We start from the raw sequence: 25,348 nt of genomic DNA on the forward strand, positions 1-25,348 counted from the left end.
AGACACTCATGGCTCAGATCAACCGACGCGACCTCGGCCTGTTCGTGCTGCGCGCGGGCACCGGCGCCGTCCTGGCGGCGCACGGCACGCAGAAGCTGCTCGGCTGGTTCGGCGGCGGAGGCGTGGAGGGGACGGCGGCGGCCATGGAGCACATGGGCTTCACCCCCGGACGGCAGAGCGCCGTGGCGGCCGGGCTCGGCGAGGCGGGCGGCGGGGTGCTGCTGGCCCTGGGACTCGCGACGCCCGCGGCCGGCGCGGCGGCGGCCGGAGCCATGGCCGGGGCCGTCGCCGTACACGCGCCCGCGGGCTTCTTCGCCCAGTCGGGCGGATACGAGTACCCCGCCTTCCTCGGCTTCGCGGCCGCCGCCATCGGCATCGCCGGGCCCGGCCGCTACTCCCTGGACCACGCCATGAGCCACCACTTCGACCAGCCCTGGACCGTGGCACTCGCCTTCACCGGCTGCGCGCTCGCCGCGGCCGGCGTCCTCACCAAGCGCAGCAAGGCTCAGGCGGAGGACGCCGACCGGCCCGCGACCTAGCGGCGGGGGCGGCGGCCCGGCGGCCCGCGGAACGCCCGGGCGGACGTCAGCCGGGATCCGCCGTGCGCGGCGGCGGCAGCATCGCCCACCGGATGGTCCTGGTCAGGGCGTGCCCGGTGAGGCGCACGCAGGTTCTCTCCAGCCCTGGCAGGTACGGCAGCCGCAGCGGCTCCCGGGCCCACGGCGGAAGCGTCGAGACCGCGTTCGCGGCGAGCACCGCGTACGGCCCCCGGGCGATCCAGGGCAACGGCGGGTGCAGCAGGATGTACCGGGCGGCGTCCCGGGCCTCCTGGGTGGCGCGCAGCTCGGGCCGGTAGGCCCGCAGCCGTTCGTCGAGTTCCGCCCGCGTGCGCGGCGGATCGCTCACGCCGAGGGCGGCGGCCACCCGCGCCATGTCGGCGACGTACGCGTCGCAGCCTTCGGCGTCCAGGGGCCGCACCCCGAAGAGCTGGTGGGCGGAGAGGAAGCTGTCGACCTCGGCGACGTGGACCCAGGCCAGCAGGTGCGGGTCGGCGGCGTGGTACGCGTCCCCTGCGGCCGTCGTGCCGCGCACCCGCTCGTGCACGGCACGGACGCGGTCGACCGCCCGCTGCGCGTCGTCCGCCGTCCCGTACGTCGTCACCGCGAGGAACGTGCTCGTGCGCTGGAGCCTGCCCCACGGATCGCCCCGGTAGCCGGAGTGGGCCGCGACGGCGGCCATGGCCAGCGGGTGCAGGGACTGCAGCAGCAGCGCCCGCAGCCCGCCGATGAACATCGACGCGTCCCCGTGCACGGTGCGCACCGGCCGCTGCGGCCCGAACCACCGCGGCCCCGGCGTGTCGTGGATCCGCGCCCGCGTGTCCGCGCCGGAGGGCCCCGCGACGCGGGTGAACAGGCTGCTGCCCAGCCGCTTGCGCAGGTAGGAGGTGGCGGGTGAGGACACGTCCATACGACCAGTATCCGCCGGGCCCGGCGGCGTCAGCCGCGCAGCGGCGGCCGGTGCGCGTACACGGGCGTCCGTCGGGTCCTGGCCCGGTGGGCACGGCCGGTCGCCGCGTACCACTGGACCGCCAGCGTCACGGCGAGGGCGGCCTCGACCAGGTCGCCGCCGTAGTACATGAGCCGCGCGCCGGACCGCAGGTCGTCGGGGAGGACCGTGGCGCCGGGCGGCGGCGCGGCGAACAGGACCTTGGCGAGGACCGCGTGGGCCGCGCCGGCGGCCAGCAGCGTCGCGCCGCGCCACCGCAGGCTCCAGCGCCGGCGCAGCGGGTCGAGCCCGCAGACGGCGAAGGTGAACAGCACGCCGGCGGCCAGGACGTGGGTCTGCACGGCCGCGTGGAGCAGGGGGCGGTCGTGCGCGGCCGCGAGGAGCGGGGTGCGGTGCAGCAGCCACAGCCCGCCCATGTCCAGCAGCGCCGCCAGCGGCGGGAACACCAGCAGGCCGGCGGGCCGGGAGTGCGCGGCGGCCAGCAGGGCGCGACGGGCGCGGCCGGGACCGGTGGCGCGCAGGACGAGCGTGAGCGGACGGGCCAGGACGAACAGCAGCGGGGCCGCCATGCCGACGACGAGGTGCTGGATCACGTGGGCGGTGAACGGGCCGCCCGGAGGCGTCGCGGCCGTCACCGCGGCCAGCGCCGCGCCGCCGGCCGTGAAGGAGGCGTCCCGCGCCGGGGACCAGGCGTCGCCCCGCCGGCGCAGCCGCCTCGCGGCGGTGAGGTACGCCGCCACCGCGAGGAGCGCGATGAGCGCGGCGGCGACGCCTACGAGCTGGGCCGGGCCGCAGGACGGCAGGCCACCGTGGCAGTGAGCGGGGGTCACGGAGTCTCCGGAGGAGCGGGTGAGGGGTTCACGGGGACGCGGGGTGCGGGGTCCGCAATGACGCGGGGTGCGGGTGATGGGTTCACGGGCTCGGGGGTGCGGGTGGCGGCTTCACGGGCATGCGGGCCCCGGGTGACGGGTCGACAGGGACGCGCGGTGACGGGGATGCCCGGTGCGCGCGACGGGTCGACGGGGACGCGCGGTGCGGGTGAAGGGGCGGCGGGGACGCGCGGTGGCGGGGGACGGGCTCGCGGGTGCGCAGGGTGCCGGTCGGTTCACCCGCGTACCGGATGCGGGCGGGGCGCGCGTACGGCCAGGGTCGCTCCGACGGCCAGCAGGAGCAGAGCGGCGCCGTTCCAGGCCCAGTCGTAGGGGGTGACGTCGACGCCGTACCGGATCTGGTGCAGGCGCAGCAGCTTGTGGTCGACGACGCCGTCGAAGAGCTGGAAGGCGCCGAGCCCCAGGAAGAGTCCGGCCCGCGCGTGGGGCGGCGACAGCGCCCGCCGGCGGCGCAGGTCGGCGTACAGGAACAGGCCCGCGACCAGGCCCAGGAGTTCGGCCGTGTGCAGCAGTCCGTCGGACAGCAGCCCCACGGCGGGGGTGGAGCGGTCGTAGAAGTGGTGCCATCCGAGGATCTGGTGGAAGACGATCTCGTCGACGGCGGCCATCGACGCCGCGCCGATCAGCGCGCAGACGGCAGCCGACCTGCGAGGCAGGAGGGCGGCGGCGGTCGGTGGCGTGTCCGGTGCGGGTGCGGTCATGGGTTCCGGCCTCTCACGGGGGGGCGTGTCGTCCCGTACGCCTACCCGCGACCGCCCGGAGCAGCGCCGCATTCGAGTGAGGCGGACCGCAGCCGGGTGCATAGCCGGGCGTGCCCGTGGTAACGGCGACCGCGGCGGGTACCCGGGTCCCATGATGAAACGCGCACTGTGGCAGGGACTGGTCGCCGGAGCGGCCGGGACCGCTGTGATGACCCTGGCGGAGAAGGCGGAGCAGCGACTGACCGGCCGGCCCGATTCGCACGTCCCGGCACGCACCCTGCAACGCCTGACCGGCATGCGGGAGCGGCCGGGCCGCCAGCCCGTTCCGGTGAACTGGGCCATGCACTTCGGCCAGGGCGCGCTGGCCGGCGTGGTGCGCGCCGTGATGGCGCAGACGGGGCTGCGCGGCCCGTGGTCCTCGGCCATGTTCGCCGTCGTGCGGCTGACCAACGACCAGATCCTGGAGAACGCCACGGGGGTCGGCGCGCCGCCCCCGACCTGGCCCCGCCGCGAACTGGCGGTCGACCTCCTGCACAAGAGCGTCTACGCCTTCGCCACCGGAGCCGTGGCCGACGCCCTCGCCGCCAGGAACGGCCCCGGCCCCGGGCAGCGGCACGCCGCCCTGCGCCCGGGCCGCCGGAGCGACGTGGGCCCACTCCCCAGGACCTGACGTTCCCGCCCCGGGCCGCATCCGCCCGGGCCGTTCGGCGGGAAGGGGATACGACGCCACGCGGACGGGCCGGCATCCGGCCGCGACGGCACGGGCGGGTAGGCCCGGGACCGGGCGGGGCAAGCGTGGCCGGGCGAAGGCGGCGGACGTCCGGCAGGACGACGGCCTTCGCCCCCGTACCAGGAGGGCGTATGAGTCAGCACGGGCCGCCCGCCGACGTGGTGATCGTCGGCGGGGGAGCGGCGGGTCTCTCGCTCGCCCACGCCCTGACGGCCCCCGGCTCCCCGCACCCCCTCGCCGTGACGCTCGTGGAGACGCCGCGCCGGTCCCTGCGCCCCGCGGAACGCACCTGGTGCTTCTGGCAGGAGGGGGCCTGCGAGTTCGACGAGGCCGTGGTCGCGTCCTGGCGACGGCTGCGGGTACGGGGCCGGGACGGCTCGGTGACCGACGGCGAACTCGGGGCGCTGCGCTACCGGATGCTCCGTTCCGGCTCCTTCGAGGCGTGGGTGCGCGCACGTCTCGCGGCACGCCCGCACGTCACGCTGGTGGAAGCGACGGCCGAGGCGGTGCGCGACGCGGCGGGCGGCGCCGAAGCCCTGTGCGTGACGGAGGACGGCGACCGGCTCGCGCTGCGGGGCCGGTACCTGTTCGACTCCCGTCCCGCCCGCACGCTGCCGCCGGCGCGCAGCACCCTCCTCCAGCACTTCCGGGGCTGGTTCGTCCGTACCGCGGCCCCCGCCTTCGACGCCGGTGTCGTGGAGCTGATGGACTTCCGGGTGCCGCAACCCGCCCACGGCCTCGCGTTCGGGTACGTGCTCCCCCTCGGCCCGCGCGAGGCGCTCGTGGAGTACACGCAGTTCTCCCGCAGCCCCCTCACCCGGGGCGAGTACGACGCGGCGCTCGGGCACTACACGCGGGAGGTCCTGCGCCTGGGGCCGTTCGACGTGAACGCGGTCGAAAGCGGCGTGATCCCCATGACCGACGCGCGCTTCCCCCGCAGGGCCGGCGCCGCCGTCTACCGCATCGGCGCGGTGGGCGGCGCCACCCGGCCCGCGACCGGGTACACCTTCTCCGCCGTCCAGCGGCAGGTCAAGGCCGTCGCCGCCGCTCTGCGGGCCGGTGAGGAGCCGAGGTTCCCGGCGCCGCACGGGCGCCGGGCACTGGCCATGGACGCCGTCATGCTGCGGGCCCTGGACACCGGACGCGTCGACGGCCCCGACTTCTTCACCCGGCTGTTCGGGCGCACACCACCGGAGCGCGTACTGCGCTTCCTCGACGGGCGCAGCCGGCTGTGGGAGGACGTCCTCATCGGGTTCTCCACCCCCGTCGGCCCCATGCTCCGTACCGCGGCGGAACTGCCCTTCCTGCCGCGCAGATCCCTTCCCCGGACACCTGAGGAGAGCACCGGATGACGCTGTTGCGGGACGCGGACCTCGCGGACGCCTTCGACCACGCCGCCCGGGGCTACGACCGGCTCGTGGGCCTCAACGCCGGCTATCACGCCGACCTCCGACGGTCGGCGCGCCGGCTGCGGCTCCCGGACGGCGGGGCGGGCCTGCGCCTCCTCGACCTCGGGTGCGGCACCGGGGCCTCCACGGCGGCCCTGCTGCGCGCCGCGCCGCTCGCCCGCGTCACCGCCGTCGACGCCTCGGCCGGCATGCTGGAGCGGGCCGCCGCCAAACGCTGGCCGGCCGGCGTCACGTTCGTGCACGCCCCGGCGGAGCGGCTGGGCGCCGCCGGGGTGACCGGCCCGTTCGACGCGGTCTTCGCCGGCTACCTCTTCCGCAACGTGGCCGACCCCGACGCCGTACTCGCCGCCGTCCACGGCCTGCTGCGCCCGGGGGGCCGGCTGGCGGTGCACGAGTACTCCCTCAGCGGCTCGGCGGCGCACCGGGCCGTGTGGTCCGCCGTGTGCCGGGCGGTCATCGTTCCGGCGGGCGTCCGCACCGGCGACGCCGGGCTCTACCGCCATCTGCACCGCAGTGTCCTGGACTTCGACACGGCGCCCGTCTTCGCGGCCCGGATCACCCGCGCCGGATTCACCGGGACGCGCGTCCTGCCCGTACCCGGCTGGCAGACCGGCATCGTGCACACCTTCCTCGGCCGTCGCGGCGGCCGGGGCGCGAGCGGAGGTGACGCGTGAAACGTCCGGACACCACGGGCCCGCGCCGGGGAAGGGACCGCAGGGCGCAGGTGGTGCGGGCCGCCCAGGGCCGCCACCGGTGCGACGGCCCGGCGCCGCACACGGCGGTGATCGGCGGCGGCATCGCCGGCCTCGCCGCCGCCACGGCGCTGGCCGAACGCGGCGTACGCGTCACGCTCCTGGAGCGCGAGACCGGGCTCGGCGGCCGGCTGGCGGGATGGCGCACGGAACTGGCCGACGGCTCGCGGGCGACGATGAGCCGGGGGTTCCACGCCTTCTTCCGCCAGTACTACAACCTGCGCGGACTGTTGCGGCGCGCGGATCCGTCCCTCTCCGTGCTGAGGCCGCTGCCCGACTACCCGCTGCACCACAGCGGCGGGCTCACCGACAGCTTCGCCCGCGTGCCGCGCACCCCGCCCTGGAGCGCGCTGGGATTCGTGGCGCTCAGCCCCACCTTCGGATGGCGCGACCTCGCCGCCATGAAGCCCCGGGCGGCGCTCCCGCTGCTCGACGTCCGGGTGCCCGAGGTGTACGAGCGCTTCGACGCGGTCAGCGCCCGGGACTTCCTGAGGTCCGTCAACTTCCCCGACGCGGCCGACCACCTGGCCTTCGAGGTCTTCTCGCGCAGCTTCTTCGCCGACCCGGGGGAGCTGTCGGCGGCCGAGCTGCTGCTCATGTTCCACATCTACTTCCTCGGCTCCTCCGAGGGGCTGCTGTTCGACGTACCGGCGGAGCCGTACCCGCAGGCGCTGTGGGAGCCGCTCGGCCGTCACCTCGACCGGCTGGGCGTGGACGTCCGCACCGGTACGCCCGTCGAGTCCGTGACCCCGGCCGAGGGCACGACGCTGAGCGTCGAGGCGGGGTCGGCGTCGGGGCGGTACGACGCCGTCGTCCTCGCCCTGGACGTCGCCGGGCTGCGGGGCGTCGTCGCCGCGTCGCCGAAGCTCGGCGACGAGATGTGGCGCGCGGACGTCGCCGCGCAGCGCACCGCGCCGCCCTTCCTCGTCTCCCGGCTCTGGCTCGACCGGCCGGTCGCGGCGGGCCGCGCCGGCTTCCTCGGCACGAGCGGTTTCGACGGGCTCGACAACGTCAGCGTCCTCGACCGCTGGGAGGGTGAAGCGGCCCGCTGGGCGCGGCGTACCGGCGGCAGCGTGGTCGAACTGCACGGCTACGCGGTGGACGAGCGGGCCGGCCGGCGGGAGGTGGAGCAGCGGCTGCTGCGGCGGCTGCGCGGCCTCTACCCGGAGACCGCCGGGGCCCGGATCGTCGACGCCCGCCACGAATGGCGCGCGGACTGCCCGCTGTTCCCCGTCGGCGGCTACGCGTCCCGCCCGGCCGTACGCACGCCGCACCCCACGCTGATGGCCGCCGGCGACCTCGTCCGCTGCGACCTGCCCGTGGCGCTCATGGAGCGTGCGGCCACCACCGGGTTCCTCGCCGCCAACGCGCTGCTGCGGCGCTGGGGCGTACGCGGGCACCCCCTGTGGACGGTCCCCCGCAAGGGGCGCTCGGCGACGCTGCGCGCCCTCGCGGCGCTGTTCGCGGACGGCGGCTGAGCCACCGCGCCTCACCCGGGGAAGCGGCCGGTGGCCCGCAGCTCCCAGCGGCGCTCCGCGTACGCGAGGTCGTCGCGCCACAGCCGTCCCGCCGCCCACCGCACGAGTGGCCTGAAGGCGGGGGCCGCCGCCCGCGCCGCCGCGAAACCCCGGCGGTCGGAGGCGGCCAGGACCGCTTCGGTCACCGCCGTGCGCGGAGCGCCGTCCGGGCCCGGTCCCAGCGGCGTCGCGTGCGTCTCCACGACGGACGTCGCTCCCTCGCCCTCCGTGATGTGCATGACGACCGTGCGGGGCTCCGGCGCGGTGAACACGGCCCGTACGGGCACCACCAGCCGCCCGGCGACCTTGAAGGACACGTCGACCGTGAACGCGTCGTCGCCGGGGTCCTCTCCGCCGGACCCCTCGCCGCCCGGGGCCTCCACGACGGTCAGGTCGACGAAGGAGTACGGGTGGAACCAGGACCCGTGCCACGGGTCCAGGCGGTTGGCCACCACGTCCTCCGGCTCACAGCGCCCCACCGCGCCGAACACCGCGTCCAGGGCGCCGCCGCCCGGACGTTCCGGCAGCACCGGCCGGTCGAGCGGCGGCTCCCCGCCCAGCGCGTCGAGGCGCACCCAGGCGAGCACGCCGTCGTCGTGGGCGGGCAGCGGCTCCCAGCCCGCGAACGGCCCGCCGTCCAGCGACAGGCCGTGCCAGTGGCACACCACCGTGCCGCACACGACCCGGCTGTCCCGCAACGGCGCCCCCAGGTGCGGACAGGCGCCCGGTCCCGCCCTGAGACCGCCCGAGGCGTCCCGCCAGGCGATCACCTCCACGCCCCCGACGGTCCGCCCGAACGGCCGGCCGCCGCGGCCGATGTCCCGGGAGGCCCCGATCACGTACCAGTTGCCGCTCGGGCGCGCGGCCGAGCGTTTCAGCGCGCCGGCGATGAGGGCCGGTTTCGCGTCGCGCCACGTGGGCGCCTGCTGTTCCCACCGGGCCCGGCCCCGCCGCCGTGCCCGCAGCGGCAGCCCGCGCCGCTTCTGCCCACCCGTCATGTGCCCGGCCCCTTCCGCCCCGCGCCCGGCGTCCCCTGCGCCGCCGCTTTCCCCGCTGTCCCCGCTGTCCCCACCGTCCCCGCCGTCCGCCGGTCGCGCGCCGGCGTCGCGGTCCGCCGGCACCGCCCGCGCGGACGCGCCCGGAGGATGCCCGCGAGCCCGGTCAGCGCCACCCGGGCCCGGCGGCGGCGCGGCACCACCGACCGGCGCTGGACCACGCTGTAACCGTCGTCCGCGATGGCGTCGAGGATGCCGCCGTACAGCTCGTACGCCGTCCGGATGCACGGGCGGACGCGGGGTTCCAGCATGCCGATGCCCGGTTCCGCCTCGCGGTAGACGCTCCGGGTCAGAGCCGCGGCGGCTTCGAGCGCGGCGCGGATCCGGCGGTCGGGCCTGCCGGTGGCGCGGCTCCACTCCAGCAGCGCCCGGTCGGCCCCGTGGGCGGCGAGGAGATCGGCGGGCAGGTAGACCCGCCCCCGGTCGAGGTCCTCGCCCACGTCCCGCAGGAAGTTGGTGAGCTGGAACGCGACGCCCAGCGCGGCTGCGTGCGGCGCGGCCACCTCCCTGGGCACGACGGTCCCGAGCACCGGCAGCATCTGGAGGCCGATCACGGCGGCCGACCCGTGCATGTACGCCCGCAGGTCGTCGTACGTCGCGTAGTCCGTGACCGTGAGGTCGTCCCGCATGGAGGTCATGAAGTCCGCGAAGTGCTCGGCCGGGATGTCGTACGCCCGCGCCGTGTCGGCCACCGCGCGCACCACCGGCTCCGTGCTCCCGCCGGTCCGCAGCCCGGCACTCAGCTCGCGCTCCAGCTCCGCGAGCCGCCGGTCGCGCCCCTCGGTCCCGCGCTCCGGGGCCAGGTCGTCCACGATGTCGTCGGCCCAGCGCGCGAAGCCGTACAGCGCGTGCACGGCGGGCCGCCGGTGCACCGGCAGCAGACGCGTGGCGAGGAAGTACGTCTTGCCGTGCCGGGCGTTGAGCCGCCGGCAGTGCAGGTACGCCGCGCGCAGCCCCGGGTCGGAGATCCGCGCCGCGTCGAGTTCACGTCGTGTCATGCCCGTCCCTCACAGTCCGCTGATGCGGGAGGCCGCCAGCTTTCCGCTGACGAGCACGGTGGGCACGCCCACGCCCGGCGTCGTTCCGCAGCCGGCCAGCACGGCGTTCTCGACGCCCGACACCAGGTTGCGCGGCCTGAACGGGCCGGTCTGCGCGAAGGTGTGGGCGGCGGAGAACGGTGTTCCGGCCGCGTGGCCCTGCGCCGTCCAGTCGGCAGGGGTGATCAGTTCCTCCTCCTCGACGGAGTCGCCGAACCCGTCGAGGCCGCGCCGTTCCAGCTCCCGTACGAGGGTGTCGCGGTATCGGGGCCCGAGTTCGCCCCAGGCGGCGGCCGGGGGGCCGACCGTCGTGTTGGGGCAGGGGGCGAGCACGTAGTGCAGGTGCCTGCCCTCGGGCGCCAGCAGCGGATCGTGGGCGGTGGGGCGGGTGATGAGCAGCGACGGGTCGCTCATCAGCCGCCCGGTGCGGGTGATCTCGTCGAACGTGCGCTCCCACGCGTGCCCGAAGGAGATGGTGTGGTGGGCCAACTGCGGCCACGTACGGCGTGTGCCCGCGTGCAGGATCACCGCCGACGGCGAGTGCCGCAGGCGTACCGGGCGACGCGGGGCGCGCCCCAGCAGGCGGTAGACGACGGGCAGATCGGGCGTCAGGACGACCGCGTCGCAGGGCAGTTCCTCCCCGTCGCCCAGGCGCACGGCGGTGACGCGGCCGGCGCGGACCCGCAGGTCCGTCACCTCGCCGCCGTAGCGGAACCGCGCCCCGGCGTCGCGGGCGGCGTCCGCCATCGCCACGGGCAGCGCGTGCATGCCGCCCTTCGGGAAGTAGACCCCCGCGACGGTGTCCATGTAGGCGATCACCGCGTACGCCGCGAGCGCCCGCGCGGGCGGCACCCCGGCGTACAGCGACTGGAAGGAGAACACCCGGCGCAGCCGCGGATCCTTGATGTACCGGCCGATCTGCGCGTCCAGCCGGCCGAAGCCGCGCAGCGCGGCCAGCCGCGCCAGATCGGGGTGCAGCAACTGCACGGGGGAGTCGAAGTTCGTGTCGATGAACCGGCGCATCTGGGCCTCGTACAGCGACCGGAGCCACTGCCTCAGCCTGCGGTACCCGGCCGCCTCCGCCGGCCCGGCGAAGGCCCGGACCTCCTCGGCCATCGCGTCGCCGTCGGTGTGCACGTCGAGTCCCGAGCCGTCCGCGAACCGGGCGCGGTACGCCGGGTGCAGCTCCACCAGGTCGACCCGGGCGGCCAGCGAGTCGCCCACCGCCGCGAAGGCCTCGTCGGCGAGGTGCGGCATGGTGAGCACCGTCGGACCGGTGTCGAGGCTGTACCCGCCCAGGCTGGTGCGCCCGGCCCGGCCCCCCGGCCCGTCGGCGCGCTCCACCACGGTCACCTCGCGGCCGCTGCCCAGCAGATGCAGCGCGGCGGCGAGCCCGGAGAGGCCGGCTCCCACGACGACCACACGGTCCGTGCGACCGGGAACAGTTCTCATCGAGCGGTCTCCTCGCCCGGCGCGTCCACGCCCGCCGCCGTACGGATCAGTGCGCCCAGCGCCGCGACCGCCGCCGGTTCGCCGGGCAGGGCGGCCAGCCGGCGTTCGCCGGTGCGCACCAGCCGGCCGATCTCGGACTCGACGACGCGCCGGGCGCCGGTGCTCTCCAGCGCCGCCCTGGCCCGCCGTACTCCGGCCTCGCTCACCTGCGGTCCGCTCGCGCGCAGTGCGTCCCCGGCCGCCGTGTCGCCGGACGCGTCCGCCAGCCGCAGGGCGACGGCGCGCACGTACGTCAGTTTCCCGTCGCGCAGGTCCTCGTCGACCGGCTTTCCGGTGCGCCGAGGATCGCCGAACACGCCCAGCAGGTCGTCGCGCAACTGGAACGCGAGCCCCGCGCAGCGGCCCGCCGCCCGCAGCGCCCGCGTGGTGGTCTCCGCGGCGCCCGCGAGCGCCGCGCCGAGCGCCAGCGGACGCTCGACGGTGTAGAGCGCGCTCTTGAGCCGGGCGATGCGGAGCGCCTCGTCGGGCTCGGTCGCGCCCGTGGCGGCCGCGCGCACGTCGAGGTACTGCCCGGCGACCATCTCGGTGCGCATGGCCCGCCATTCGCCGTACAGCCGCCCGCCCTGCCCGCTCGACAGGGCGGCGGCGGTCACCAGGTCGTCGGCCCACGCGAGCGCGAGGTCGCCCACGAGGACCGCCCCGGCGGTGCCGTAGAACTCCGGCGAACCGCGCATCCCGGACCGGGCGTGCCGCCGTGCGAAGTCCTCGTGGACGGCGGCGGCGCCCCGGCGCACCGGGGAGCGGTCCATGACGTCGTCGTGGACCAGCGCGCATGTCTGGATGAGTTCGAGCGCCGCGGCGACGTCCAGCACCCGCTCCACGTCTCCCGCTCCGGCCGCACCGCCGCAGGCGCGCCAGCCCCACCACAGGAACTGGGCCCGCAGTCGCTTGCCGCCGCGCAGCGAGACGTCCCGTACCCGGGCGGCCAGTTCGGCCGCGAACACCGGGTCCGTCGCGACGGCCTCGGCCAGCCGTTCGTCCAGACGGGACCCCAGAACGGCCTCCACGGCGCCGGCGACGGCGGAGTCGACCCGCGTCACCGGCGGGAGGTCACCACCGGACGGTCTTTCGCCACCACCCGTCGTGTGCGTGTCGTCCTCCGTCGCCTGGATGCCGAGCATGCGGCCCCCTTCCCGAGCGTCGCGACTGCGTCGAACACCGCTTCTTCCGCTCCGCGAGCACATCCGGATGCGGTGATGCGTACGCCCGTTCTCACGGCCGCCCGCGCGCCTCCTCGGCGGCCTGCGCGGCGGCCCCGCGCTCGGTCGAGGCGCCGGCGGTGCTCAGTTGCCCGCCGCTGCTCTCCAAGTGGGCCCGTACGAACCACTGGAACAGTTCGAGCCCGCGCAGCTGCTCGATCAGCATGTCCTGGGTGACCGGATCCGGCTCGTCGGTGGCCTTCATCGCCGCCCGGTGGTCCTCGATCAGCGACGTGTAGACGACGTCGAGGGCGCCCAGGTGCTCGATGGCCTCCGCGCGGCCGATGGAGTAGTCGTCCCACGTGCGCCCGGACACCAGCGCGCCCGGCGTGCCGTGCGGTTCGCCGCCGAGGGTGGAGATGCGTTCGGCGAGGTCGTCGGTCATCGCCCGGACCTGCTCGACCTGCGGGTCGATCATCTCGTGCACGGCGATGAAGTGCGGTCCCACGACGTTCCAGTGGATGTGCTTGAGAGTCAGGGCCAGGTCGTTCAGCGCGTGCAGACGTGTCTGCAACAGCTCGATGACCGCGCCGCTGTCCTGCGTCGTCATGCCCGGCACGGTGTAGTCGGGGTCCTTGGGGGTCACGGTCGCTCCTCGCTCGGTGGCTGCCTCCCGCCAAGGCAACCACCGGTGCCGGGGTCGCGCCCGCCCGGAGCGGGGGGCCGGTACGCCGTTGAGGTGACGGCCCGGCGACCGGCCGGCCGAGGCATCCGTGACGGCGGTCCGCGACCCGCCGCGGGGAGTCCGTACGCGCGCCGCCGGCCCCGCGGGGCTCAGAACGCGTAACGGATGGTGAGCCAGGGGGCGTGGCGGTCGACGAGCGCGCGTACGGTCTCCACCGCCGCCTGCTTCACGGCGTTGCGGTACCGCACGTTCCAGCTGCCGTTCTCGGAGCGCTTCGCCTGCTGGAGGTCGGGGCGCCAGATGGCGTCCTCCGCGCGCGGGTGCCACGCCATGTTGACCTCGTGCAGCTCCCGGTTGTGGGTCAGCATGATGACCTCGGCGGCCGCCTGCTCCTTCACCCGGGCCGGCAGGACGTCGTCCATCCGCTGCAACAGCTCGCCCCAGGCGCTCTCCCAGCCGGGCCTGATGACGACCGGCGACAGGTTGAAGTGGACCTCGTACCCGGCGTCGAGGAAGTCGGCGGCCGCGGCGATGCGGTCCTCCACGGGGCTGGTGCGGATGTCGAGCAGCTTGGAGTCGTCCGGCGGCATCACGGAGAACCGGATGCGCGTCCGTCCGCGCGGTTCCAGCAGCAGCAGGTCGGGGTTGACGAACTTGGTGGCGAACGACGCCTTGGCGGTCGGCCACCGGGTGAAGGCGTGCACGAGGTCAGCGGTGTTGTCGCAGATCAGGGCGTCGACCGAGCAGTCGTTGTTCTCCCCGATGTCGTACACCCAGGCGCTGGGATCACACTGGTTCGGCTCCGTCTTGGGGCCCTGGGCGGCGACGTGGCGGGCGAGGCGGGCGATGATGCGGTCGATGTTGGTGAAGACGGTGATCGGGTTGGCGTAGCCCTTGCGCCGCGGCACGTAGCAGTACGCGCACGCCATGGCGCACCCGTTGGCGGCCCCGGGCGCGATCCAGTCGGCCGAGCGGCCGTTGGGCCGTACGGTGAGCGTCTTCTTCTCGCCCAGGACCAGCACGGTGCTCTTGATCCGCACCCACCGTTCCGCGTTGCCCTTGTTGCCGTGCAGGTCCGGGATGCGCCAGTGGGAGTCGACGGGGACCACCTCGGCTTCGGGGAAGTCCGCGAGGATCCGGCGGCCGCGCGGCGAGGCCGCCGCGCCGGGTTCGGCGTGGATCTCCCGTACCGCGAGCATTCGCCGGGCCTGGGCCGAGTCGCGGAACAGCGGCCCGGCGGGCCGTGGCGCCACCGGGCCCGTGCGGATCTCCTCCACGCCGAACAGCGCGTCGAACTCGTCGCCCGGTACGCCGCCGGACGGTGTGGTGGTGTGCCTGTCCGCTGCGGGACGCCTCCTGTCCTCAGCCATCGCTCACGTCCCGCCGTCCGCGGCTTCCGTACGGAGCACGGCCGCCCGCCCGCCGGCGCCCAGCAGTCCGGTCGCCGCGAGCGACGACTCCTTCTGGAGGCGGGGCAGCTCGCGCTTGGAGAGCAGGGTGACCACCGGGGGCATCGCCGCACGGACCGCCTGGGTGGCGCGGAGCCAGCCCGGTACGTACACGGCGGCGCTGCGCCGTTCGACGGCCCGCACCAGGCGCGCCGCCACCGTCTGCACCGGGTAGACCTTGCGCGCGGGTGCGGGCATGTGCGCCCGCAGCTCCCGCAGGACGGGGTACTGGTCGGCGTCGCGGATCATGTCGGTGTCGGTCCAGTTGATGTACGCGATGCCGACCCCGACGCCCTCGTGCGCGAGCTCGGCGCGCAGGGCGTGGGCGAACGACTCGACGCCGGCCTTGGAGGCGCAGTACGCGCTCATCATGGGCGCTGCGCCGATGGAGGCCAGTGACGCGATCTGGAGGTAGTGGCCGCGGGTCGCCCGCAGGTGCGGCAGGAAGGCGCGCGCGGTGACCGCGCTGCCGATCAGGTTGACCTCGATCACCCGGCGCCAGAGCGCCGGGTCGGACTCGGCGAAGGGGCCGCCCTCGGCCACCCCGGCGTTCGCGACCACCACCGAGGCGGGTCCGAGCCGTTCGCGGACCTCGGCCGCCACCCGTGCCATGCCGTCGTCGTCGGTGACGTCGACGGCCCAGCACACCGCCCGCCCGTCGAGCCTGTCGCGCACCTCGGCCAGGGTCGACTCCTCCCGGCCCAGCAGGGCCACGGTCGCCCCGCGCCGGGTCAGCTCCAGCGCCATCGCGGCACCGAGGCCGCGGGCGGCGCCGGTGACGACGGCGGTGCGGCCGTGCAGAGGACGTGCGGTGCCTGTCACGTGTTTCCTCCCGGCTGGTGAGGCGCCCGCCCGGAGCGGCGGGGCCTGTCCTTTCACCATAGGCAGCGAACGCGCGGGCCGCTGCCGCGCGTCGCGGGGGCGGGGCGCCCGGGCCTGCACGCAGTTACTGAATATGATTATCATCTGCTACTGTCCCCGTCGCGTACGACACCCGTTCGACGGAGATGGAAAAGTCCTTGCACAGCCCCAGGGCCCTGCCCCTTGCCGTTCCGGCGACGGTCGCCTCCGCGCTGCTCCTCACGGGCTGCTTCGCGCCCGGCGCGTCCGGGCGGCCCGACGGCGGCTCGGCCGCCGGTGACAAGCGCGTCAGAGTGGCCATGATGCAGCCGCCGCGTTCCGGCCTCTCGCCGCTCAGCGACGACGCCTTCAAACTCTCCCGCTGGAGCACGGCGGAGACGCTGGTCACCCTCGACGCGAACGGCGACCCCGAGCCGGCCCTCGCCGAGAAGTGGCGCAGGACCGGCGAGAGGTCCTGGGCCTTTACCGTCCGGGGCGGCGTCACCTTCCACGACGGCACCCCGCTCACCGCCCGGGACGTCGTACGGTCGCTCGACGAGGCCGCCCACGCGGCCCCCAAGCCGCGCATCCTCGACGGCGTGGACCTCACGGTCACCGCCCGGGGCGACACGGTCACCGTCACCACCGCCGACCCGGACCCGCTGGTCCCGCACCGGCTCTCCTCGCCGCAGCTGTCGATCCTGGCGGCCAGGGCGTACCGGGGACGTACGGTGAACCCGGTCGGCGCCGGCACCGGCCCGTTCGTCCTGAAGAAGGTGAACGGGACCAGCTCGGCCTCCCTCGACCGCTACGAGGACTACTGGGGCGGCAGGGCCCGGGCGGCGGGGATCGACGTGCGGTTCGTGCCGGACGGCACCGCGCGCGCCGCCGCGCTGCGCACCGGTGAGGCCGACATCGTCGAATCCGTGCCGGTCTCCCAGGCGTCGCTGCTGGCGGAGGACCGGATCACCGAGGTGCCGATGCCCCGCACCAACACGCTGTACCTCAACACCCGGCGCGGAACGTTCACCGACCCCGCGCTGCGCGCCGCCGCCCGGGCGGCGCTCGACCCGGCGGCCCTGGTCGACGGGGTGTACGAAGGACGGGCGGACGTGGCCGAGGGCCTGCTCGGCCCGGCCGTCCCGTGGGCGAAGGAGCGCGCCGGGCGCACCCGCGCCGCCGCACCCGGGAAGCCCGGCGGCAGGACCGTCGTCATCGGCACCTTCACCGACCGGGCGGAGCTCCCCGAGGTCGCCGCCGTGCTCCAGCAGCAGCTCCAGAAGGCCGGTTTCAAGGTGAAGCTGGAGATACGCGAGTACGCCAACATCGAATCCGACGCCCTCGCCGGGAAGTTCGACGCGTTCGTCCTGTCCCGCGCCACCGTGCTCGATTCCGGCGACCCGGCGGCCTACATGTACAGCGACTTCGCGAGCGACGGCTCCTTCAACGTCTCCCAGCTCGACGACGAGAAGGTCGACGCGGCGCTCGACAAGGCCGCCGCCGCCCCGTCCGGCGCGGCGCGCCGCAAGGCGGTCCTGGCGGCGGAGACGGCGATCCTGAACACCGACGCCGCGATTCCCATGCTCCACGAGCGCGTCGTCCAGGGTGATGCCGAAGGCGTCGTGGCGTCGGCGAAGGACCCCCGCGAGCGGCTGCTCGTGACGGCCGGCACGTACGTCAAGTGAAGACCTTGCGCCACGTACGCCACCTACGCCTCAAGACCGTGCGCCACACAGGCCATGGGGAAGTTCCACCACGGGTACGAACGGGGAGAACCGTGCCACAGGTACGCCCCGGGAACACCGCGCGGCACCCGCGTCACATGAGCACCGCCGCCGCCCGCACCGCCGCCGCCCGCGCCCTGACGCTCGCCGCCGTCGTGGCGGCCGTGGGGATGCTGCCCTGGCTGTCCGGCAAGGACCCGGCGCTCAGTGTCCTGCGCGCCCGGTCCGCCGAACAGGAGGCCACCGAGGAGGCGTTGACGGCCGTCCGCGACGACCTCGGACTCGGCTCCGGCCCGCTGTCCCACCTCGGCGGCTGGCTCACCGGGGCGGTCCGCGGGGACCTCGGCGCCTCCTGGGTGTCCGGGGCCGACGTCCTGCCGTCGGTGCTCTCCGGACTCGGGGTCTCGCTGACGCTCATGGCGGCCTCCCTGGCCGTGGCGCTGCTCGTCGCGGTCGCCCTGACCGCGGCGACGCTGGTACGCGGCGCTCGCGGCACGCCGCGCGGCCGTGCGGCCACCGGCGGGGCGCCCGCGGCGATGCTGGCGTCCGTCCCCGAGTTCCTGCTCGCCACCGTGCTGCTGATCGTGCTCGGCGTGTGGCTGGGCCTGCTGCCCACCTCCGGCTGGCAGGGCCCGCGATCCCTTGCGCTGCCCGCACTGGCCATGGGCGTTCCCGCCGGTGGACTGCTCGGCCGGCTCGTCGACGACGCCCTGCCCGCCGTGTTCGCCGAGCGCTGGGCCGGCCTGTGGCGCGCCTCGGGCGTGTCCGCCCGGCGCATCGCGTGCGCGGCGCTGCGCCGTTCCGTGCCCGCCGTCGTACCGCAGTTCGGCCTCGTCGCCGTCGGCCTGACCGGTGGCGCCGTCGCCGTGGAGACCGTCTTCGCGGTGCCCGGCATCGGCCGGGCGGCGCTCGGCGCCGCCAAGGCCCAGGACCTGCCCCTGCTCCAGGCCGCGGTGCTGGCGCTGCTGCTGCTCGGCCTCGCGGCGGGCGCGCTCGCCCACCTCGTACGCACCCGCCTGCTCGGTCCCGGACTGCGGGACGCCGCCCTCGCCCTGCCCGCCCCGCCGCGCGTCCGCGCGGGCCGGGCGGCGCGGGCCGTGCCCGTGGTGCTCGCGGGCGTCCTGCTGGCCGTCACCGGCTGGGGGCTGCTCCGGGACCCGCTGACCGTCGACGCCGCCGCCCGGCTGACCGCCCCCTCGTGGGCGTACCCGCTGGGCACCGACGGCCTCGGCCGGGACGTGCTCGCACGGCTCGGGCACGGCGCGGCCTCGACCCTCGCGGTGGCCCTCGGGGTCTGTCTGATCAGCTTCCTGTTCGCCCTGGCGATCGGCTTCCTGCCCGCCTTCTCGGCCGGTGCGGCCGACATCGCCAACGCCCTGCCGCCGGTCGTCGCGGGCATCCTCGTCGCCGCCGTCCTCGGACCGGGCGTCACCGGGGCGTCCGTCGCCGTCGCCCTGGTCTCCTGGCCTCCGCTGGCCGCGCACGCCGCCGCCCTCGTCCAGGAGACGCGGGCGGCCGGCTTCCTCACCGCGCAGAAGGCGATCGGGTCCACCCCGCGCCGCATCCTGACGCACCACGTCCTGCCGGCCGTCGCCGGACCGGTGGCCCGCCACGCGGTGCTGCGCCTGCCCGGCATCGCGCTGGCCCTCGCCTCGCTCGGCTTCCTCGGCCTGGGCGCCCAGCCGCCGGCCCCCGAATGGGGCCTGCTGCTGGACGAGTCACGGGCGTACGTCGAACGCGCGCCCTGGGCCGCGCTCGCTCCGGCGGCGGCCCTCGCGCTGCTCGCCGGCTGCGCGGTGTCGCTGGCCGCCTGGACCGGGGCCGGCCCGCGCGCCGGAGCGCCGCGCGCGGGGACGGCGTCATGAGCGTCCGCCCCACGCTCCTGAGCGTGCGCGACCTGCGTGTGGAGTTCCCCGCCGCCGGGCGGGACGTGGCCGCCGTGCGCGGTGTGTCCTTCGACGTGCGCGAGGGCGAACTGCTGGCCGTGGCCGGCGAGTCCGGCGCCGGCAAGTCGCTGACCGCCGCCGCCGTACTGGGCATGGCGCCGCACGCGGCCCGGGTCACCGGCAGCGTCCGGCTGCGGGAGCGCGAACTGCTGGGCGTGTCCCGCTCGGCGTACGCCGGACTGTGGGGGCGAAGCCTCTCCCTCGTACCCCAGGACGCGCTCTCGGTGCTCAGCCCCGTGCACACCGTCGGTCACCAACTCGCCGCCGCCGTGCGCTCCGTGCGGGGCCTCGGGCGCACACCGGCACGGGCCGCCGCCGTGGCCGCGCTGGAGCGGGTGGGCATCGCGGACGCGGAGCGCAGGGCCGACGCGTACCCGCACGAGTTCTCCGGCGGCATGCGCCAGCGCGCCGTCATCGCGATGGCGACGGTCAACGAACCGGAACTCGTCGTCGCCGACGAGCCGACCACCGCCCTCGACCCCGTCGTGCGCGAGCAGATCCTCGGCGTACTGTCGACGCTGCGCGAGACGACCGGCACGGCGGTGCTCCTGGTCACGCACGACCTGGCGACGGTGGCCGGGTACGCCGACCGGCTCCTGGTGATGTACGCCGGACGCGTGGCCGAGTCCGGGCCCGCCGCCCGGCTGCTGACCAGCCCGCGCGCCCCCTACACCGCGGGACTGCTGGCCTCCCTGCCACCCGGCGAACCGTCCGCCGACCGGCGCCTGCCGTCCATCGGCGGCGCCTCTCCCACCCCCTCCGACCTCGCCGGACTCACCGGCTGCGCCTTCGCACCGCGCTGCCCGCTCGCGGAGGAGCGCTGCCGTGCGGACGAACCGGAACCCGTGGCAGTGCCCGGCGAGGAGGGCCGCGAGGTGGCCTGCCACCGCTGGCCGGACGTACCCGCCCGCGCCCGCGACCTGTTCGCAGCGACCGGTGGCGGCGTACCCGCCCCGGCACACGACGCGTCCGCCGGGACCGGTGGCGCATGAGCGACGCCCTGCTGACGGTACGCGGACTCACGGTCCGCCACCCCGCACGCGCGCGCCGCGCCGCGCCGGTGCTCGCGGTCGACGACGTCTCCTTCGACGTGTCCGCCGGAGAGACCCTGGCCCTGATCGGCGCGTCCGGCTCGGGCAAGTCCAGTACGGCGGCCGCCGTACTGATGCTGCGCCGCCCGGACGCCGGCCGCGTCCGGTTCGACGGGCACGAGCTGACCGCGCTGGACGAGAGGCAACTGCGTCCCCTGCGTCCGCGCATCCAGCCCGTCTTCCAGGACCCGTACGGCTCGCTGAGCCCACGGCTGCGGATCCGCGACGCGGTGGCGGAGCCGCTGCGCGTCCAGGGGCGGTGGGACCCCCTGACCGGCCCAAGACGCGTGAACGAACTGCTGGAGACGGTGGGCCTCGACCCCCGGCTAGGCGACCGGCTGCCGCACGAGCTGTCCGGCGGACAGTGCCAGCGGGTGGGCATCGCGCGGGCGCTGGCCTGCGAGCCCCGGCTGCTGGTGCTCGACGAGCCGGTGTCGGCGCTCGACCCCTCGGTGCGGGCCGGCGTGCTGAACCTGCTCACCGATCTCCAGGAACGCCTGGGGCTCGCGTACCTGTTCATCTGCCACGACCTCGCGCTGGTACGCCACTTCGCCCACCGGGTCGCGGTGATGCACGGCGGCCGGATCGTGGAGACCGCGCCCGCCCGGACGCTGTACGCCGCCCCGGTCCACGCCCGCACCCGCCGGCTGCTCGCCGCCGGCACCGCCCGGCCGGGCGATCCCGCGCCGGATCTGCCCAGAGGAGCGACATGAGTACGCCGACCGGCCCGCCGGAAGCCCTGACCGTCGGCACCCTCGGCGCCGAGCCCGGAACCACGGCCCGCGGCAGCGTCCGGGCCGACCTCGGCGTCCGCACCGTGGACCTCCCGCTGACCCTCGTCAACGGCGTACGGCGCGGGCCGCGCGTGGTCGTCACCGCGGGCATGCACGGCGGCGAGTTCACCGGAATCGAAGCGGCGGCCGGACTCTCGGCGTCGCTCGACCCTCAGCAGGTCAGCGGCCAGGTGATCGTCTGCCCGGTCGCCAACCCACCGGCCGTGTACGAGGGACGGCTCGGCGTCTCCCCGCTCGACGGCGTCAACATCAACCGCGTCTTCCCCGGCGCTGCGACGGGCGGCCCCACCGAGCGGCTCGCGGCCCGGCTCTTCACCGACCTGATCGCGGGCGCGGACGCGTACGTCGACCTGCACTCCGGCGGCATCGACGAGACCCTGCGCGACTTCGTCGGCTTCCGGCTCACCGGTGACCCGGCGCTCGACCGGCGCACCCGCCGGCTGGCGCACGCCCTCGGCTTCCGGGACGTGATCCTCGGGCCGAACGCCGACGGCGGCAACAGCCACGCCGCCGCCGCCCGCCACGGCATCCCGGCCCTCCTCGTCGAGACGGGCCAGCGGGGCGACCGCGATCCGGCCGCCGCACTCCGCCTGACGGAAGCCCTGTACGCGCTGCTTCGCGAGCTGCGCGTACTGGACCGGCCGGCACGAGAACCGGCGGTGGCGACCGAATGGGTCTGGGCCGGAGCCGCCACCGCCCCGACGGCCGGCCTCTGGTACCCGGCCTTCACCGCAGGGGACGACGTGAGGGCGAACGAGGCCATCGGCCGGATCACGGACCCGGCCACCGGCCGCGAACACCCGGTCCTCGCCCCGGCGACCGGCCGCGTCTTCTACGCCATGCACGCCCTCACCGTCGCACCCGGCGCCGAACTGGCCGCCGTAGCCACGCCACAGTGACCCGGAGGCGCCCGGGACAGTGCTGGAAGGCGCTCGCGGAACTCACGGAGGGATGCGTGCACCGGGACGTTGCCCGCAGTGTGTCCGGTTCTCGCCCGTCCGCCTTAAATGCCTGGACTGAGGACCTCCCCCGACGGGACACTTCGGACTTCCGAACCACGGGGAGCGTGATGGGGACAACAGATACGCGAGGGCCTGCGCCGAGCAGGGGCGCGGTCGTTCTGGCACTTCGCCGCTACGGCCAGGAACTGCTGCGACTACGGCGGCTGGCCCTCCCCGCGCTGCTGCTTCCGGCCGTGGGCAACATCGGCATCCGCTACGTTGCCCCCCTCCTGATCGCCAAACTGGCAGGACAGGCCGCCGACGAAGGCGGTCTCACCCTCGGCTCGGCGCTGCCGTACGTGCTGGGCTTCGGCGTGACGCTGCTGCTCGCCGAGGCCGTGTGGCGGGTCGGCCAGCACTGCCTGAACCGCGTGGACGCCCGCGGCATGGAGCACCTGTACGTGAGCGGCATGGACGAACTCCTCGCCAAGGACGCGGCGTTCTTCCACGACAACTTCACCGGCTCCCTGACCAAACGGGTGTTGAGCTTCGGCAAGCGCTTCGAGGACTTCGTCGACACTGTGACGTACCGGATCGTCGGCAGCCTCGTGCCCCTGCTGTTCGGTGCCGTGGTCCTGTGGAGCTACGAGCCGATGCTCGTCGCCGGCCTCCTCGTGATGATCGGGCTGACCGTGGTGGCCGCGACACCGTTGATCCGGCGTCGCCAGAAGCTGGTCAGCGACCGTGAGGCGGCGATCGCCCGGGTCTCCGGCCACGTCGCCGACAGCCTCGTGAACATGGAAACCATCCGGGCGTTCGCGGCCGAGCGGCGGGAGGCCGACGAACACCGCAGCCGGGTGGCGGACTCCCGGCGCCTGACGCTGAAGTCGTGGGACTACGGCAATCTGCGCGTCGACACCCTGATCGCTCCCATGGCCGTGCTGACCAACGTGCTGGGCCTGTTGGTCGCCATCGCCTTCGGTGGTCCCGGCCAGGGAGTGGAGGAGGTCGTCGTCGCTTTCACCTACTACTCCAACGCGACCCAGATCATGTTTGAGTTCAATCAGATCTACCGGCGTCTGGAGAGCTCGATGACCGAGGCCGCGCAGTTCACGGAGCTGCTGCTGGATCCGCCCACCGTGCTCGATCCGGCGGACCCCGAACCGCTCGCACCGCGGGACACGGGCATCCGCTTCGAGGCGGTCACCTTCGCCCACGCGGGCGCGAAGCCGATCTTCCAGGCACTCGACCTGGACGTGCCCGCGGGTGCACGGATCGGCCTGGTCGGCCGGTCCGGCGGCGGCAAGACCACACTCACCCGGCTCCTGCTGCGGATGTCGGACATCGACGCCGGACGCATTCTGATCGGTGGTCAGGACATCAGCCGGCTGCGTCAGACGGACCTGCGCTCACTGATCGCCTACGTCCCCCAGGAACCCGCCATGTTCCACCGCAGCCTCCGGGACAACATCGCCTTCGCCCGGCCCGGTGCCACCGATGAGGAGATCCACGCCGCGGCCGTGGCCGCGCACGTCACGGAGTTCGCCGACCAACTCCCCGACGGCTTCAGCACTCTGGTGGGGGAGCGGGGAGTGAAACTCTCCGGCGGCCAGCGCCAGCGCGTCGCCCTGGCCAGAGCCATCCTGCGCGACGCCCCGATCCTGCTGCTCGACGAGGCGACCAGTGCGCTGGACTCGGAGAGTGAGCTCCTCGTCCAGGACGCCCTGTGGCGGCTGATGGACGGACGGACGGCCCTCGTGGTCGCCCACCGTCTGAGCACCGTCGCCGGCATGGACCGTCTCGTCGTCCTCGACCGCGGAAGCGTCGTCGAGCAGGGCACCCACGAGGAGCTGCGCGCGGCGAACGGTGCCTACGCCAAGCTGTGGCAGCACCAGTCGGGCGGCTTCCTCGGCGAAAGCGCCGAGCCGGGCCTTGGGCCCACCGTCACAGGGGACGGTCACAGCGGGTTGGCCGGACCGGCCGACCCGGCGCCGGACGGGGACCGCAGGACGGCGGTGTCCGGGTAGGCGCGTGCACCCCCCCCCACCAGCCGGCCGATCGACGGCGCCCGGCTCGACGTGTGCGCCCGCTGCGTCCTTCGCGGAAGAGCGAAGCGATGTTCCTCACAATGTTCGAGTCGGGCACGTGCCGGTTGTAGAGTGGGGGCCGCCTTTGACCAGCAGAAAGCTGGCAGGGAGCCGCCTTACAGGAGTGCAAATGCTGCGCACCATGTTCAAGTCCAAGATTCACCGGGCCACCGTGACGGAGGCCGACCTCCACTACGTCGGGTCCGTGACCGTCGACGCCGATCTCCTCGACGCCGCCGATCTGCTGCCCGGGGAACTCGTCCACATCGTCGACATCACCAACGGCGCGCGCCTGGAGACGTACACCATCGAGGGCGAGCGCGGGTCCGGTGTGATCGGCATCAACGGGGCCGCCGCACATCTGGTCCACCCGGGCGATCTGGTCATCCTCATCAGTTACGCGCAGGTCGACGACGCCGAGGCGCGCGCCCTGGAGCCGCGGATCGTGCACGTCGACGCGGAGAACCGGATCGTCGCGCTCGGCGCCGACGCGTCCGAGCCCGCGCCGGGCGGCGACACCCGCCGCAGCCCGCACGCCGTAGCGCGCGCCGGTGCGCGGGCGTAGCAGCAGAGCCCAGCACAGCACGGCCTAGCATCGCGGCATGCTGTTCCTGCTGCACACCTCGCCGGTCCACGTCCCCGTCTTCGACGCCCTGCGGGACCGCGAGCACCCCGGTCTCGCCCTGCGCCACGTCGTCGACGAGGAGCTGCTGGCCCTGGCCCGCTCCGGCGGGCCCGGCGCCGCGGACCGGGCCGTCGGCGCGGCACTCGACGCGGCCGTGCGGGACGGGGCGACCGCCGTGCTGTGCACCTGCTCCAGCATCGGCGCGGCGGCGGAGGGGTACGCCGCGCACATCGGCGTACCCGTGCTGCGCGTGGACCGTCCCATGGCGGCGGCCGCCGTCGCCGCCGCGCCGGAGCGAGCGACGGTCCGCGTCGCCGTCGTCGCCGCCCTGGAGAGCACCTTCGGGCCGACCTGCGACCTGGTACGCGAGGAGGCGCGGGCGGCGGGGCGGACCGTCGGCATCCGTACCGTCCTGGTCGACGGGGCCTGGCCGTACTTCGAGGCCGGCGACCGGACGCGCTATCTCGACGTCGTCGCCGGGGCCGTCGCCGCCCTCACCGACGTGGACGCGGTGGTACTGGCCCAGGCGTCGATGGCCGATGCCGCCGCCCGTGTCCGGGGCGGCCTCCCCGTGCCCGTACTCTCCAGCCCCGCACCCGGCCTGCGCGCGGCGGCGGAGACCGTCCGGCAGAGCCGTGCCACGGGGTGTCCGGTCGCGGCGCCGGCGGACGCCGGCCGCCCTGGCCGCCCCGCGATCCGCGCGGCCGCGCAGGTGTCGTTCCGGCGGGCGAGGGCAGTCGCAGCGGGAGAAAGTGGGTCTTGACCCGGTCGGGTCGTGATCCGGTCAGGTCGTGATGTCAGGTCGTGATCCGGTCGGGTCATGATCCGGCCAGGTCTGGATCCCGTCGCCCGACGGCCACAGTCAGGAGGCACAGCCATGACGCAGCCGCACCCGGTACCACCGTCCCCGACACCGCCC

At 75.2% G+C, this 25,348-nt stretch carries 23 protein-coding genes; 13 read left to right on the plus strand and 10 right to left on the minus strand.

The features are described 5' to 3' along the window. Nucleotides 1-8 precede the first annotated feature (8 nt). Nucleotides 9-539, plus strand: coding sequence for a DoxX family membrane protein (locus tag ACWGH0_RS23540; protein WP_453406183.1), 531 nt, complete (start codon nucleotides 9-11; stop codon nucleotides 537-539). A gap of 46 nt (nucleotides 540-585) precedes the next feature. Here ACWGH0_RS23540 and ACWGH0_RS23545 read toward each other — a convergent pair whose 3' ends face one another. The 3 genes from ACWGH0_RS23545 to ACWGH0_RS23555 form a co-directional block, all read right to left on the minus strand. Beyond that, nucleotides 586-1,467, minus strand: coding sequence for an oxygenase MpaB family protein (locus tag ACWGH0_RS23545; protein ID WP_453406184.1), 882 nt, complete (start codon nucleotides 1,465-1,467; stop codon nucleotides 586-588). 29 nt (nucleotides 1,468-1,496) lie between these two features. Then, a complete protein-coding gene (locus tag ACWGH0_RS23550) occupies nucleotides 1,497-2,336 on the minus strand; it encodes a cytochrome c oxidase assembly protein (protein WP_453406185.1) in 840 nt (279 codons plus the stop codon). A gap of 275 nt (nucleotides 2,337-2,611) precedes the next feature. Next, nucleotides 2,612-3,097 (minus strand): DUF2243 domain-containing protein, encoded by a 486-nt coding sequence (locus ACWGH0_RS23555; RefSeq protein ID WP_453406186.1) that lies wholly within the window; start codon nucleotides 3,095-3,097, stop codon nucleotides 2,612-2,614. A 151-nt stretch (nucleotides 3,098-3,248) separates the two neighbouring features. Between ACWGH0_RS23555 and ACWGH0_RS23560 the strand changes: the two genes are divergently transcribed. The 4 genes from ACWGH0_RS23560 to ACWGH0_RS23575 all read left to right on the plus strand — a co-directional run bounded on the left by ACWGH0_RS23560 (nucleotide 3,249) and on the right by ACWGH0_RS23575 (nucleotide 7,466). Further along, entirely contained in the window at nucleotides 3,249-3,767 is a 519-nt protein-coding gene (locus tag ACWGH0_RS23560) for a hypothetical protein (protein WP_453406187.1), read from the plus strand. A 191-nt stretch (nucleotides 3,768-3,958) separates the two neighbouring features. Then, nucleotides 3,959-5,179: a lycopene cyclase family protein gene (locus ACWGH0_RS23565; RefSeq protein ID WP_453406188.1), complete on the plus strand. Its 1,221-nt coding sequence runs from the start codon at nucleotides 3,959-3,961 to the stop codon at nucleotides 5,177-5,179. After that, a complete protein-coding gene (locus ACWGH0_RS23570; RefSeq protein WP_453406189.1) occupies nucleotides 5,176-5,910 on the plus strand; it encodes a methyltransferase domain-containing protein in 735 nt (244 codons plus the stop codon). The genes ACWGH0_RS23565 and ACWGH0_RS23570 overlap by 4 nt, the downstream gene beginning before the upstream one ends. Next, entirely contained in the window at nucleotides 5,907-7,466 is a 1,560-nt protein-coding gene (locus ACWGH0_RS23575) for an FAD-dependent oxidoreductase (protein ID WP_453406190.1), read from the plus strand. The genes ACWGH0_RS23570 and ACWGH0_RS23575 overlap by 4 nt, the downstream gene beginning before the upstream one ends. An 11-nt stretch (nucleotides 7,467-7,477) precedes the next feature. On the opposite strand, the gene ACWGH0_RS23580 is transcribed toward ACWGH0_RS23575, so the two are convergent. The 7 genes from ACWGH0_RS23580 to ACWGH0_RS23610 all read right to left on the minus strand — a co-directional run bounded on the left by ACWGH0_RS23580 (nucleotide 7,478) and on the right by ACWGH0_RS23610 (nucleotide 15,203). Further along, a complete protein-coding gene (locus tag ACWGH0_RS23580) occupies nucleotides 7,478-8,503 on the minus strand; it encodes a DUF5914 domain-containing protein (RefSeq protein WP_453406191.1) in 1,026 nt (341 codons plus the stop codon). Beyond that, a complete protein-coding gene (locus tag ACWGH0_RS23585) occupies nucleotides 8,500-9,558 on the minus strand; it encodes a phytoene/squalene synthase family protein (RefSeq protein ID WP_453406192.1) in 1,059 nt (352 codons plus the stop codon). Before ACWGH0_RS23585 ends, ACWGH0_RS23580 begins: the two co-directional genes overlap by 4 nt. Nucleotides 9,559-9,567: 9 nt before the next feature. Beyond that, entirely contained in the window at nucleotides 9,568-11,049 is a 1,482-nt protein-coding gene (crtI, locus tag ACWGH0_RS23590; RefSeq protein ID WP_453406193.1) for a phytoene desaturase family protein, read from the minus strand. Then, nucleotides 11,046-12,230, minus strand: coding sequence for a polyprenyl synthetase family protein (locus ACWGH0_RS23595; protein ID WP_453406194.1), 1,185 nt, complete (start codon nucleotides 12,228-12,230; stop codon nucleotides 11,046-11,048). The genes crtI and ACWGH0_RS23595 overlap by 4 nt, the downstream gene beginning before the upstream one ends. A 91-nt stretch (nucleotides 12,231-12,321) precedes the next feature. Next, on the minus strand, nucleotides 12,322-12,858 hold the full coding sequence (locus tag ACWGH0_RS23600; protein ID WP_453406213.1) for a Dps family protein: 537 nt from the start codon (nucleotides 12,856-12,858) through the stop codon (nucleotides 12,322-12,324). A gap of 224 nt (nucleotides 12,859-13,082) precedes the next feature. Further along, complete coding sequence (locus ACWGH0_RS23605; protein WP_453406195.1) at nucleotides 13,083-14,303, minus strand: spore photoproduct lyase family protein; 1,221 nt, start codon at nucleotides 14,301-14,303, stop codon at nucleotides 13,083-13,085. Nucleotides 14,304-14,306: 3 nt separating this feature from the next. Next, nucleotides 14,307-15,203, minus strand: a complete 897-nt coding sequence (locus ACWGH0_RS23610) for an SDR family oxidoreductase (protein WP_453406196.1) — start codon at nucleotides 15,201-15,203, stop codon at nucleotides 14,307-14,309. 185 nt (nucleotides 15,204-15,388) lie between these two features. On the opposite strand from ACWGH0_RS23610, the gene ACWGH0_RS23615 reads away from it, so the two are divergent. The 8 genes from ACWGH0_RS23615 to ACWGH0_RS23650 all read left to right on the plus strand — a co-directional run bounded on the left by ACWGH0_RS23615 (nucleotide 15,389) and on the right by ACWGH0_RS23650 (nucleotide 25,192). Next, nucleotides 15,389-16,906 (plus strand): ABC transporter substrate-binding protein, encoded by a 1,518-nt coding sequence (locus ACWGH0_RS23615; RefSeq protein WP_453406197.1) that lies wholly within the window; start codon nucleotides 15,389-15,391, stop codon nucleotides 16,904-16,906. A gap of 137 nt (nucleotides 16,907-17,043) precedes the next feature. Next, nucleotides 17,044-18,810 (plus strand): ABC transporter permease subunit, encoded by a 1,767-nt coding sequence (locus ACWGH0_RS23620; RefSeq protein WP_453406198.1) that lies wholly within the window; start codon nucleotides 17,044-17,046, stop codon nucleotides 18,808-18,810. Continuing rightward, nucleotides 18,807-19,883: an ABC transporter ATP-binding protein gene (locus tag ACWGH0_RS23625; RefSeq protein ID WP_453406199.1), complete on the plus strand. Its 1,077-nt coding sequence runs from the start codon at nucleotides 18,807-18,809 to the stop codon at nucleotides 19,881-19,883. The genes ACWGH0_RS23620 and ACWGH0_RS23625 overlap by 4 nt, the downstream gene beginning before the upstream one ends. Then, on the plus strand, nucleotides 19,880-20,695 hold the full coding sequence (locus ACWGH0_RS23630; RefSeq protein WP_453406200.1) for an ATP-binding cassette domain-containing protein: 816 nt from the start codon (nucleotides 19,880-19,882) through the stop codon (nucleotides 20,693-20,695). The genes ACWGH0_RS23625 and ACWGH0_RS23630 overlap by 4 nt, the downstream gene beginning before the upstream one ends. Further along, nucleotides 20,692-21,675 (plus strand): ethanolamine utilization protein EutE, encoded by a 984-nt coding sequence (locus ACWGH0_RS23635; protein WP_453406201.1) that lies wholly within the window; start codon nucleotides 20,692-20,694, stop codon nucleotides 21,673-21,675. The genes ACWGH0_RS23630 and ACWGH0_RS23635 overlap by 4 nt, the downstream gene beginning before the upstream one ends. A 170-nt stretch (nucleotides 21,676-21,845) precedes the next feature. Next, nucleotides 21,846-23,744 carry an ABC transporter ATP-binding protein gene (locus tag ACWGH0_RS23640; RefSeq protein ID WP_453406202.1) on the plus strand — a complete coding sequence of 633 codons (1,899 nt, stop codon included), beginning with the start codon at nucleotides 21,846-21,848 and terminating at the stop codon, nucleotides 23,742-23,744. 190 nt (nucleotides 23,745-23,934) lie between these two features. After that, the gene (gene panD, locus ACWGH0_RS23645) at nucleotides 23,935-24,369 is read left to right on the plus strand and encodes an aspartate 1-decarboxylase (protein ID WP_453406203.1); all 435 of its coding nucleotides are present in this window, start codon (nucleotides 23,935-23,937) and stop codon (nucleotides 24,367-24,369) included. A 37-nt stretch (nucleotides 24,370-24,406) separates the two neighbouring features. Beyond that, nucleotides 24,407-25,192 carry an aspartate/glutamate racemase family protein gene (locus ACWGH0_RS23650; protein ID WP_453406204.1) on the plus strand — a complete coding sequence of 262 codons (786 nt, stop codon included), beginning with the start codon at nucleotides 24,407-24,409 and terminating at the stop codon, nucleotides 25,190-25,192. Nucleotides 25,193-25,348 lie beyond the last annotated feature (156 nt).

The sequence above is a fragment of the Streptomyces sp. NPDC054887 genome (genome assembly GCF_053610585.1).